At 55.9% G+C, this 10,517-nt stretch carries 6 protein-coding genes, 1 tRNA gene and 1 pseudogene; 3 read left to right on the plus strand and 5 right to left on the minus strand.

Annotation, left to right across the window (positions count from 1 at the left end):
- Nucleotides 1-123: 123 nt before the first annotated feature.
- The 4 genes and pseudogenes from ENTMO_RS26925 to orn all read right to left on the minus strand — a co-directional run.
- Nucleotides 124-216: pseudogene (locus ENTMO_RS26925) on the minus strand (hypothetical protein); the annotation flags it as partial.
- 173 nt (nucleotides 217-389) lie between these two features.
- Entirely contained in the window at nucleotides 390-2,207 is a 1,818-nt protein-coding gene (locus ENTMO_RS0104840) for a tyrosine-type recombinase/integrase (RefSeq protein ID WP_010427734.1), read from the minus strand.
- A 226-nt stretch (nucleotides 2,208-2,433) separates the two neighbouring features.
- A tRNA-Gly gene (locus tag ENTMO_RS0104845) sits at nucleotides 2,434-2,509 on the minus strand.
- A 196-nt stretch (nucleotides 2,510-2,705) separates the two neighbouring features.
- Nucleotides 2,706-3,251: an oligoribonuclease gene (orn, locus tag ENTMO_RS0104850; RefSeq protein WP_010427737.1), complete on the minus strand. Its 546-nt coding sequence runs from the start codon at nucleotides 3,249-3,251 to the stop codon at nucleotides 2,706-2,708.
- Between the two features lie 107 nt (nucleotides 3,252-3,358).
- On the opposite strand from orn, the gene rsgA reads away from it, so the two are divergent.
- The 3 genes from rsgA to mscM all read left to right on the plus strand — a co-directional run bounded on the left by rsgA (nucleotide 3,359) and on the right by mscM (nucleotide 8,822).
- Complete coding sequence (gene rsgA, locus ENTMO_RS0104855; RefSeq protein ID WP_010427739.1) at nucleotides 3,359-4,411, plus strand: small ribosomal subunit biogenesis GTPase RsgA; 1,053 nt, start codon at nucleotides 3,359-3,361, stop codon at nucleotides 4,409-4,411.
- A gap of 99 nt (nucleotides 4,412-4,510) precedes the next feature.
- Nucleotides 4,511-5,479 carry an archaetidylserine decarboxylase gene (asd, locus tag ENTMO_RS0104860; protein ID WP_010427741.1) on the plus strand — a complete coding sequence of 323 codons (969 nt, stop codon included), beginning with the start codon at nucleotides 4,511-4,513 and terminating at the stop codon, nucleotides 5,477-5,479.
- Between the two features lie 19 nt (nucleotides 5,480-5,498).
- Nucleotides 5,499-8,822, plus strand: coding sequence for a miniconductance mechanosensitive channel MscM (gene mscM / locus ENTMO_RS0104865; RefSeq protein ID WP_010427743.1), 3,324 nt, complete (start codon nucleotides 5,499-5,501; stop codon nucleotides 8,820-8,822).
- Nucleotides 8,823-8,858: 36 nt separating this feature from the next.
- Here mscM and yjeM read toward each other — a convergent pair whose 3' ends face one another.
- A complete protein-coding gene (yjeM, locus tag ENTMO_RS0104870) occupies nucleotides 8,859-10,358 on the minus strand; it encodes a glutamate/gamma-aminobutyrate family transporter YjeM (RefSeq protein ID WP_010427744.1) in 1,500 nt (499 codons plus the stop codon).
- Nucleotides 10,359-10,517 lie beyond the last annotated feature (159 nt).

Consider the following 10,517-nt stretch of genomic DNA (forward strand, 5'->3'; position numbering starts at 1 on the left):
AATCTATTCAATCGCTATCGTCGCGAACGTTTAGGATGCAGGGATACCTGGCATTCAGAGAGCTCAAAAGGTAAACCATTTAATCCAGCACCCCACCGATGAATAGTGACAGCAGAAGTTTCAGGCGGTGTCACCGATTCTGCAGTCCTGATGTAATATCAGCATGGCCATCAACCTGCGGGCATGATTTTTGTCGTGTGTTTTTATGAAGAGTATTCAGCACCAGGTAATTGGTCACGAGGCATTGGTGACTATGCTCGGCATTGCCCAGCCCGGTAGGTGGTTAGGTGCTTTTCAGCGATTGACCTGAACGCACAATCTGGACTGAGTCCCCTTCTGGTTATCTACTAATTGGTGCGACTATTTACGACAGATGGTGTCCTCATCATTTATGGTGATTTATCCTTCAATAAGAAGTAAACCGCCATAACGATTTCATGCATGTTCTCCGCTGTTACAGCTTCTACAGGAGCTAGCCCCTTGAAATCATCGTGCGGCTCAGAAAGCGCACGGTAGATCTCCCACGAGTCCGCATCACGCACAAACTTAAGAACCGCCTGTATCAGCTTGTGCTTGAGCGGCGTGAAGTGCCAATCCGGGACACGCTGCCCGAGGTTGCCGAGGCTCAAAGCCAACACCTTGCGTCCGCTGATCTCGTAGCTGATCCACCGCCGCGACTTGCCAGCCATTTTCACAAAATCGGCCGCGGAAAGAAGATGTGGCGAATTGAAGATATCCAACCGCTCCAGTTGCTCGCGCTGGCATTCCGACAAGACCGGCGGTGTACGTGGCCCCGTGATCGCCGACAGTCGATGCACCGTGTCAGGTAGCGTCGGTATGCCTGCTCCAGGCTTCGAGACCAGCACGACAGGGGCAGGCGCGGCTGCCTCGGTACCCTCTGGAACCTCATCAGGAACCTCCGGAACACCTTCCAGATGGACGGTCAGGTGCATGCTAGCGGCCTCTACCTGATGCTGCTCGAACAGATCGAGCCGGTCAGCCCAATCCTGCATCATGCGTCGGCGCTGCTCCACGTATTCCGCGTGGTTGTAGGCGGCGCTCACCTTGTCAGGATCTGAATGCGAGAGCTGCGCGTCGACCCAGACTTTCGGATAGCCGATTTCGTTCAGAGCAGTCGAAATCGTCGCCCGAATGCCATGCCCCGTCAATTGATCCGTATAGCCCATGCGCTTGAGAGCCTGATTGAGTGTGTTCTCGCTGATGCGCTTCTTCAGGTCCCAGCCATGTGAGAACAGGTAGCGCTGAGCAGGTTTGAACTGCTCCAGCATGTGCTGAATGATCTCCATGGCCTGCGCCGACAGAGGAACGATGTAGGGAGGAATGTCGCCGGGCCGCTTGCCCTCCTTGCGCATCTCAAGCTGCAACTGTTTCACAACCTCCGGGGGGATGATCCATAGACCCTGATCGAGATGGAACTGATCAGGTGTCGCCAGCCGCAACTCCCCCGTACGCACGCCGGTCAGGAGCAGCAGTCGAAGCCCCAGCTGTGTCTGAAGCCGACCGTGGTACTTTCTCAGCCGTGACAGCATTGCCGGCAACTCATCCATTCGCAGGAACGGGTTGTGACGAACGGGCGGCATCGGCAACGCCACCACATCCAGATCGAACGCCGGGTTCTGCGGCAGGCCAGGCACAATGATCAGCGCGTAGCGGAACATCTGCCTGAACCAGGTACGCACCTTCTCCGCCACGCTGAGCGCCTTCCGACGCTCAATCCTGGCTACGACCTCCAGAAGGTCCGGACGCTGAATTTCGTAGATGGGGCGTTTCCCGAGTGTGGGCAGGATGTCTTTTTTGAAGATTCGAAGGATCTGCGTCAGCGTGCTCTGACGCCCTTCCTTGAGGACGAGCCTGCGGTGCTCAAGCCACTTGTCGAACACGGCCTGAAAGGTGTGTTCGTCGGCCAGACGGACAGCCTGGCGCTTCTGCTTGCGATCTGCTCGGGGATTGATGCCCTTGGCCAGCAACGCGCGGGCCGCATCACGGAGGGCGCGCGCTTCCCGAAGGCCAACCTCCGGATAGGTGCCCAGCGACATGCGCTTCTGCTTGCCAGCCCAGTAGTAACGGTAGTGCCAGGTCTTACCTCCGGTCGGAGAGACCGCGAGGGAGAGGCCGTCGATGTCGCTGACGGTGTAAGCCTTGCCGGTCGCCTTGGCGTTCCGGGCAGCCATATCTGAGAGTGCCATGCTCCAGCTCCTGAACTATGAGTCAGGACTAGATGCTTGTCTCGTTGACCTCGCTCCTCCAGCAACAATCCGGAAAGCGCCTTACCCGTATTCATGGACTTAAAAATGGACTTAAAAGTCCCGGATGTTGGCGGTTTCCAGTGGACGTCACTGGAATGAAAAAAGGGCCTTCCGGCCCTGTTTTCAATGGCTTGCAGAATTCAGTGGAACTCTACATAACCTAAATTGGAGCGGGAAACGAGACTCGAACTCGCGACCCCGACCTTGGCAAGGTCGTGCTCTACCAACTGAGCTATTCCCGCAAATCTGTACTGCTTTTGTTGCTGTCGTAACGTGTAATTCTCTGTCGTTACGGGAGGCGCATTATACGAGAAATCCTTTTAGCTGCAACCCCCCTTAAAGCGATTTTTTTGAAAATCCGTTCAAATGCTTAATTAATCGGCAAGCTGAACAATTTAACGACAAAAACCCGGCCACGCAAGGCGCCGGGTCGCAAAATCACAGCTTTATAAAGTTTTCGCGGTAGTACGCCAGCTCCGCAACCGACTCGCGAATGTCGTCCATCGCCTGGTGTGTTCCCTGCTTTTTAAAGCCGTCGAGAATTTCCGGTTTCCAGCGACGTGCCAGCTCTTTCAGGGTGCTGACATCCAGATAGCGGTAGTGGAAATACGATTCCAGCTCCGGCATGTACTTAAACAGGAAGCGACGATCCTGACCAATGCTGTTACCGCAGATAGGCGATTTGCCCGCCGGAACCCACTGTTTCAGGAATTCAATGGTTGCCTGCTCTGCTTCGCGGTCGCCCTGGGTGCTGGCCTTCACGCGCTCTACCAGTCCGCTACCGGTATGGGTGCGCACGTTCCATTCATCCATCAGCGCAAGCTGATCGTCAGACTGATGTACCGCGATGGTTGGCCCTTCCGCCAGAATATTCAGGTTGGCATCGGTGACCAGCGTTGCAATTTCAATGATGCGATCGCGCTCGGGATCCAGCCCGGTCATTTCAAGATCGATCCAAATCAGGTTGTTTTCATCCGCGCTCATGTTATTTTCCACCCTTCTCGCATAACCGGCAGTAGCAGGTTAACTAGTATTAATTAGAGTGTATCATAGAGGTTTTGCCCCTTACGGGCGACCAGGAGCCAGCGCGATTGAGTAAAAATAAACTCTCCAAAGGGCAGCAGCGCCGCGTAAACGCCAACCACCAGCGCCGTCTTAAAACCACTTCGGAGAAGCCGGATTACGACGACAACCTGTTTGGTGAAGCGACAGAGGGCGTCGTGATTAGCCGTTTTGGTATGCATGCTGATGTCGAATCCGCCGACGGGGATATCCACCGTTGCAATATCCGTCGCACTATCCGTTCATTGGTAACCGGCGATCGCGTTGTCTGGCGTCCGGGTAAAGAAGCCGCTGAAGGGGTGACGGTTAAGGGCATCGTTGAAGCCGTGCATGAACGCACGTCGGTGCTGACCCGTCCTGATTTCTACGACGGTGTTAAACCCATTGCTGCCAATATTAACCAGATCGTCATCGTTTCGGCGATTTTGCCTGAGCTTTCGCTCAATATTATCGACCGTTATCTCGTCGCCTGCGAAACGCTGCAGGTTGAACCGATCATCGTGTTGAACAAGATCGATCTGCTGGATGACGACGGCATGGCCTTCGTGAATGAGCAGATGGATATCTATCGCAAGATCGGTTATCGCGTGCTGATGGTCTCCAGCCACACTAAAGATGGCCTGAAGCCCTTAGAAGAAGCGCTGACTGACCGAATCAGTATCTTTGCGGGTCAATCTGGCGTAGGTAAATCGAGCCTGCTGAACAACCTTCTCGGCCTCCAGCAAGAGATCCTGACCAACGATGTGTCCAACGTTTCGGGTCTGGGCCAGCACACCACCACCGCCTCACGTCTTTATCACTTCCCGCACGGTGGCGACGTGATTGACTCGCCAGGCGTACGTGAGTTTGGCCTGTGGCACCTTGAGCCGGAACAAATCTTCAACGGGTTTGTCGAATTCCATGACTATTTAGGCGCTTGCAAATATCGCGACTGTAAGCACGACAACGACCCTGGCTGCGCTATCCGCGAGGCGGTAGAGAACGGTGAGATTGCGGAAACCCGCTTTGAAAACTATCACCGCATTCTTGAGAGCATGGAAGACGTAAAAACGCGTAAAAACTTTTCTGATTCTGATAACTGACAACTAAGCTAAGCATCGCTAAAATCGTCCCCTTTTTTCAGGTTCCGGCGCTTTTCTCCGCCGGATCAGGAACGACAAAACAATGGCCTGGAGGCTACCTTGTTAAACTCATTCAAACTTTCGCTTCAATACATTCTGCCAAAACTGTGGCTCACTCGCCTGGCGGGCTGGGGCGCGAGCAAACGAGCGGGCTGGCTGACCAAACTGGTCATCGACCTGTTCGTGAAATACTACAAGGTCGACATGAAAGAGGCGCAGAAACCGGACACCGCCAGCTACCGCACGTTTAACGAATTCTTCGTGCGCCCGTTGCGCGATGAAGTGCGCCCGTTAAATACCGACCCTAACGTGCTGGTGATGCCTGCGGACGGCGTGATCAGCCAGCTCGGTAAGATTGAAGACGACAAAATTCTGCAGGCCAAAGGCCATAACTACACCCTTGAGGCGCTGCTCGCAGGTAACTATCTGATGGCAGATCTGTTCCGTAACGGTTCCTTCGCGACCACCTACCTGTCGCCGCGCGACTATCACCGCGTACACATGCCGTGTAACGGTATCCTGCGTGAGATGATTTACGTGCCGGGGGATCTGTTCTCCGTGAACCACCTGACCGCACAAAACGTTCCGAACCTGTTCGCCCGTAACGAGCGCGTCATCTGCCTGTTTGATACTGAATTTGGCCCAATGGCACAGATTCTGGTGGGTGCTACCATTGTAGGCAGCATCGAAACCGTCTGGGCGGGCACCATTACCCCACCACGCGAAGGCGTGATCAAGCGCTGGACCTGGCCTGCCGGTGAAGCGGAAGGCTCTGTGGCCCTGCTGAAAGGTCAGGAGATGGGTCGCTTTAAGCTGGGCTCTACCGTGATCAACTTGTTTGCACCGGGTAAAGTGAACCTGGTTGAACAGCTGGAACGCCTGTCGGTGACCAAACTGGGTCAACCGCTGGCGGTGTCTACCGAAACCTTCATCACGCCGGACGCAGAGCCTGCCCCGCTGCCTGAAGAAGAGATCAACGCCGAGCATGACGCCAGCCCGCTGGTTGACGACAAAAAAGACGAAGGCTAACAACAGAAGGATCGCTGACGTGCGCCCGATTATCGTTCTACTGATGGCCTGGTGCCTCAGCATGGGGGCGTACGCAGCGACAGCCCCCGACGCCAAACAGATAACCCAGGAACTGGAGCAGGCAAAAGCGGCGAAACCCGCGCAGCCAGAGACCGTCGAGTCGCTCCAGTCTGCCCTGAACGCGCTTGAGGAGCGAAAAGGCTCCCTTGAGCGCGCTCAGCAATATCAGCAGGTTATCGACAACTTCCCGAAACTCTCTCAAACGCTGCGCTCACAGCTGAATAACCTGCGTGATGAACCGCGCGAGGTTCCTGTGGGCTTAACGTCGGATGCGCTAAACCAGGAGATCCTCCAGGTTAGCAGTCAGCTACTGGAAAAGAGCCGCCAGGCGCAGCAGGAACAAGAGCGCGCACGTGAAATCGCCGACTCGCTCAGCCAGCTACCGCAGCAGCAGACCGATGCCCGCCGTCAGCTGAACGAGGTCGAGCGTCGCGTCGGCACGCAAGCCGGTAATACGCCACAGAGCCAGGCGCAAAATCTTGGGCTACAGGCGGAATCCGCCAGGCTCAAAGCGCTGGTTGATGAGCTGGAGCTGGCGCAGCTTTCTGCCAACAACCGCCAGGAACTGTCGCGCATGCGCGCTGAACTGGCGCAGAAGCAGAGCCAACAGCTGGACGCGTATCTGCAGAGCCTGCGCAACCAGTTAAATAGCCAGCGCCAGCGCGAAGCCGAACGCGCGCTGGAAAGTACAGAACTCCTCGCGGAAAACAGTGCAAATCTGCCTGTCGGCATCGTCGATCAGTTCAAGGTTAACCGCGAGCTTTCAGCCGCGCTGAACCAGCAGGCGCAGCGTATGGATTTGGTTGCGTCGCAGCAGCGACAGGCGACCAATCAAACGCTGCAGGTACGTCAGGCGCTTAACACCCTGCGTGAGCAGTCCCAGTGGCTGGGGTCCTCCAACCTGTTGGGTGAAGCCTTACGCGCCCAGGTTGCCCGCCTGCCGGAAATGCCAAAGCCGCAGCAACTTGATACCGAGATGGCGCAGCTGCGCGTCCAGCGCCTGCATTTTGAAGACCTCCTCAATAAGCAGCCGCAAATCCGCCAGATCCGCCAGGCCGATGGACAACCGCTTACCGGTGAGCAGAACCGCATCCTTGAAGCCCAGCTGCGCACCCAGCGTGAACTGCTGAACTCTCTGCTGCAGGGCGGCGATACGCTGATCCTTGAGCTAACCAAGCTGAAAGTGTCAAACAGCCAGCTGGAAGATGCGCTGAAAGAGGTCAACGAGGCGACGCACCGTTATCTCTTCTGGACATCTGACGTGCGGCCAATGACCTTCTCGTGGCCAATAGAGATTGTTCAGGATCTGCGCCGCCTGATTTCGCTGGATACCTTCAGCCAGTTGGGCCAGGCCAGCGTGATGATGATTACCAGTAAGGAGACCATCTTCCCGCTGCTGGGCGCGCTGATTCTGGTGGGCTTCAGTATCTACTCCCGCAGGCACTTTACGCGCTTCCTCGAACGTTCCAGCGCGCGCGTCGGGAAAGTGACGCAGGATCACTTCTGGCTGACGCTGCGTACCGTATTCTGGTCGATTCTTGTTGCTTCACCGCTACCGGTGCTGTGGATGACGCTGGGATATGGCCTGCGCGAGGCCTGGCCCTATCCGCTTGCGGTGGCGATTGGCGATGGCGTCCCCGCCACCGTGCCGCTGCTGTGGGTAGTGATGATTTGCGCCACCTTCGCGCGTCCAAACGGTCTGTTTGTCGCCCACTTTGGCTGGCCGCGCAGCCGCGTCGCGCGCGGCATGCGTTACTACCTGATGAGCATCGGCCTGATCGTGCCGCTAATCATGGCACTGATCATGTTCGATAACCTCAATGACCGTGAATTCTCCGGTTCGCTGGGCCGTCTCTGCTTTATCCTCATCTGCGGCGCGCTGGCAATGGTGAAACTCAGCCTTAAACGCGCCGGCATTCCGCTGTATCTCGATAAGACGGGCAGCGGCGATAACATGCTCAACCGCATGCTGTGGAACCTGATGCTCTCCGCGCCTTTGGTGGCCATTCTGGCCGCAGCCGTGGGGTATCTGGCGACCGCGCAGGCGCTGCTGGCACGTCTTGAAACCTCCGTCGCCATCTGGTTCCTGCTGCTGGTGGTCTACCATGTCATCCGCCGCGGAATGCTGATCCAACGTCGTCGTCTGGCGTTTGACCGTGCCAAGCATCGCCGCGCCGAAATTCTGGCCCAGCGCGCACGCGGTGAAGAAGAGCCAAACCACGTCAACAGTACAGAAGGGACAACCGATGCCGACGATGTCGAAATCGATCTGGATACCATCAGTACCCAGTCATTGCGGCTGGTACGTTCCCTCCTGATGCTGGTTGCGCTTCTGTCGGTGATCTTCCTGTGGTCGGAAATTCACTCCGCGTTTGGATTCCTGGAGAACATCTCATTGTGGGATGTGACGTCCACGGTACAGGGTGTTGAAAGTCTGGAGCCGATCACCTTAGGCGCGGTGCTGATTGCCATTCTGGTGCTGATCATCACCACTCAACTGGTGCGTAACTTCCCGGCACTGCTGGAGCTGGCGCTGCTGCAGCACCTGGATTTAACCCCCGGCACGGGCTACGCCATTACCACCATCACCAAGTATCTGATCATGCTGTTTGGTGGGCTGGTGGGTTTCTCGATGATTGGTATTGAGTGGTCAAAACTGCAGTGGCTGGTCGCCGCCCTGACCGTGGGTCTGGGCTTTGGCCTGCAGGAGATTTTTGCCAACTTCGTTTCCGGTCTGATCATTCTGTTTGAGAAGCCGATCCGTATTGGCGATACGGTGACCATCCGCGATTTGACCGGTAGCGTCACGAAGATCAATACGCGCGCCACCACGATCAGCGACTGGGATCGAAAAGAGATCATCGTCCCGAACAAGGCGTTTATCACCGAGCAGTTTATCAACTGGTCGCTGTCAGACTCCGTCACCCGAGTGGTGCTGACCGTACCAGCACCGTCTGACGCCAACAGCGAAGAGGTGACGCAGATCCTCTACACCGCAGCAGAGCGCTGCTCGCTGGTGATCGATAACCCGGCACCCGAGGTATTCCTTGTGGATTTACAGCAGGGTATTCAGATCTTCGAGCTGCGCATTTACGCCGCCGAGATGGGGCACCGTATGCCGTTGCGCCATGAGATCCACCAGCTGATTCTGGCTGGCTTCCGCGAGCACGGAATTGATATGCCGTTCCCACCGTTCCAGATGCGTCTGGAAAGCCTCGGCGGGACTAAAACGTCAAGAACGCTGTCATCAGCGGGGCGCAAACGCCCGGCGGGAAGTTTGTAATACTCGCCCCTCCCTGTGGGGAGGGGCGTTTTACCGCTACGCGACTTCCACGACGTACGCCATCGAGCGACGACGATAGTTCTCATAAATCCCCATCGCCAGCAGCGAGAAGAAGATCGGACCGCCAACCATCCACAGCGCGCTGTTCCAGTCATTTGCCTCAATGATGGGCTGGATCACGGTGAATATGTTGGCAAACGCCACCACCAAAACGACCACCGTGGTTGCCAGCAGCGTTGTTGCGCGAGTTTTGAAAATCACGAACGGACGTTCCAGCCCCTGCTTCGCCTTAAAGAACGGGAACGCGAGCGTCAGGAACAGATACGGGAGCGTCATTGAAACGTTCGCCATCAGAGTCAGCTTGTTGTAAAACGCTGACGCCGTGTCACCACCAAACGACACCAGCAGAATGAACACGCATACCAGCAGACACTGCATCCACATGGCGTTAGCGGGCATGCCGGTTGTATTCAACTGCGTCATGCGCGCTGGCCAAAGCGCTTTTGGCGTGCCCTGAATAATGGCTTTCAGCGGAGAGTAAATCAGCGTGAAGAACGCCCCCGTATACGCAAGGAACATCGACAGCCCGGTGATGCGCGCAAACCAAACGCCCATCGCCGCCGCCGCGTCCGGCGTCAGGTTCATCGCCTGCCCCAGCGTCATGCCCAGACTTTTCATCAGAACATAGGTGATGTTCCCGAGGTTCGTGGTGTTGTTGCTCAGCACCTGCTGCCAGTTAGTGCTGACGCCCCAGAGGAAAATCGCCAGCGAATAGCCAATCGAGATGACGATGGCGGCAAAAATAATGCCTTTGGCAAAGTTCTTTTCCGGGTTCTCGGTCTTATCGACCAGGCCGCCTACGGCTTCAATACCGCCGTAAGCAAAGATGGCAAAGACCACGAAGGAGAGCATAGCGAGGCCGGACTGATAGCTCGGATTAGGAGATGAAACAAAATTCACCTCCTGAGCAAAATGGCCGCCGTTCAGACACAGAATGGCGATACTGACCACCAGCAGAACCAGGTTCAACCCCATGACCGAAATACCACCCACAGCGGTAATACAGGCTATTTTGTTGATGCCTTTAGACGCCACCAGCGTTACAACAACCATCCAGCAGACCGCCAGAATACCCACCACCTGCGTAGAGCTGAGGCCCGCCAGCGACCAGACCTGGGTTTTATCGGCACCGAACACAAACGTCGAGAACGGAACCCACACTTTCGCGGCCGTACTGACCATCCAGACGACGTAAGAGGAGAACCACATAAACGTGCCGATAAACGCATAGCGCGGGCCAACGCTGTTGTTCATCCACGAATAGATCCCGCCCTCTTCTTTGCGATAGGCCGATCCCATTTCCGCCATCATCAGCGCAAAGGGAATGAAGAAGAATAGCGCAGAGACGATATAAAACGGCGTCGCGCTGTAACCCATCAGGTAGAAGGCCGACGGACTGTTGGCAAAACCAAAGACCGAGGTAAATATCATCAGGATGAGCCCGGTGAGGGTCATCTTTTTGAGTGAGTGAGACATATAACCATCCGAAGGAGAATTAAGCTGCGCGGATGGTAGCAGATGACCAGACAAAAATTGTGGCTATGCGAGGCAAACTAAGAAAAAGACCCGTGTATAGAGAAATTGGCAGTTTTTAATGTTGCCGTGCGGAAATGGAAAGGTTAATTGACAGGAATG

Origin of the sequence: Enterobacter mori LMG 25706, assembly GCF_000211415.1 — a bacterium.
Taxonomy (GTDB): Bacteria; Pseudomonadota; Gammaproteobacteria; order Enterobacterales; family Enterobacteriaceae; genus Enterobacter; species Enterobacter mori.